General features: G+C 62.2%; 2 protein-coding genes. One reads left to right on the top strand and one right to left on the bottom strand.

The window, feature by feature from the left end; genetic code table 11:
- Window positions 1-547, bottom strand: a 547-nt coding sequence (gene leuD, locus EOA27_RS36905; protein WP_127258767.1) for a 3-isopropylmalate dehydratase small subunit, incomplete at its 3' end; no start/stop codon positions are given.
- A 131-nt stretch (window positions 548-678) separates the two neighbouring features.
- Between leuD and EOA27_RS36900 the strand changes: the two genes are divergently transcribed.
- Entirely contained in the window at window positions 679-1,158 is a 480-nt protein-coding gene (locus tag EOA27_RS36900) for a GNAT family N-acetyltransferase (RefSeq protein WP_348526833.1), read from the top strand.
- The last annotated feature ends 130 nt before the right edge of the window (window positions 1,159-1,288 follow it).

The following is a 1,288-nucleotide window of genomic DNA, read 5'->3' as shown; positions in this document are numbered from 1 at the left end:
TCTCCATGGTGAGGCCGATGTCGTCCAGGCCGTTCAGCAGACAGTGGCGCTTGAAATCGTCGAGGTCGAATTTGACCACGCCGCCGTCCGGCCCGCGGATTTCCTTGGCTTCCAGGTCGATCGACAGCGTCGCGTTGGAGCCGCGCGAGGCGTCGTCCATCAGTTTGTCAAGGTCTTCCGGGCTGACCGTGATCGGCAGGATGCCATTCTTGAAGCAGTTGTTGTAGAAAATGTCGGCGAAAGAGGTCGAGATCACGCAGCGGATGCCGAAATCGAGCAGCGCCCAGGGCGCATGCTCGCGGCTCGAGCCGCAGCCGAAATTGTCGCCGGCGACCAGGATCTGCGCCTTGCGGTAGGCCGGCTTGTTGAGCACGAAATCCGGGTTCTCCGAACCGTCCTCATTGTAGCGCATCTCGGCGAACAGGCCGGTGCCGAGCCCGGTGCGCTTGATCGTCTTGAGATAATCCTTCGGGATGATCATGTCGGTGTCGACATTGACGATCGGCATTGGCGCGGCGACGCCGGTGAGCTTGGTGAATTTATCCATGGGTACCTGGCCCGTCTTCTTCGTGGCTGCGGGGAATTTGCGGGACGGTTTACACAAAGCCGGCGGCAAATGAAAGGCAACTGTTCGTGCACGGCGCTTGGGCCAATGGCGGGGCATGGCTTGCGGACGGAATGACACCTCAAAATGGCTTCGAAATCCTGGCCGGCTGGTGCAGTCTGCCGCCATGGCCGATCCTTCCAAAGTCCTCTACGCCAGCGAGCCCAGGCTCGATTGTCGCCGAATTCCGCCGCGTGTTGGTCGAATCCGGCCTCGGCGAGACGCGGCCCATCGATGACGAGGCCCGCCTGAAGAGGATGCTCGACAATGCCAACCTAGTGTTGACCGCGCGCCTCGACAAAGAAGGCAAGCCGCTTGTCGGCGTCGCGCGGGGCGTCACCGACTTCTCCTGGGTCTGCTATATTTCCGAGCTCGCTGTGTCCGCCTCGGCGCAAGGGCTCGGCATCGGCAAAGGCCTGATGGACGAGGCGCGCCGCCAGCTCGGCCCTTCGGTCGCCATCAGCCTGATCTCGATGCCCGACGCCGTCGGCTTCTACGAGCGCATCGGCATGACGCGCATGGCCGACGCCTTCTGGTTCTCCCGCAAGCGCTGACGCTCCCGCAGCTGAAGGCGCCAGTCCGCGCAGCCCGGCACCCGATCTTTTTGCGCCTCACCGCTTGACATGCAACCAAATGGTTGCATATTAGAGCCATGAGCATGAATGCCGTCTTTCGCGCTTTGGC

Origin of the sequence: Mesorhizobium sp. M2A.F.Ca.ET.037.01.1.1, assembly GCF_003998075.1 — a bacterium.
In the GTDB taxonomy this organism is placed as follows: domain Bacteria; phylum Pseudomonadota; class Alphaproteobacteria; order Rhizobiales; family Rhizobiaceae; genus Mesorhizobium.
Note: the sequence above shows the minus strand (reverse complement) of the source record. Positions and strands in the feature narration are given on the sequence as shown.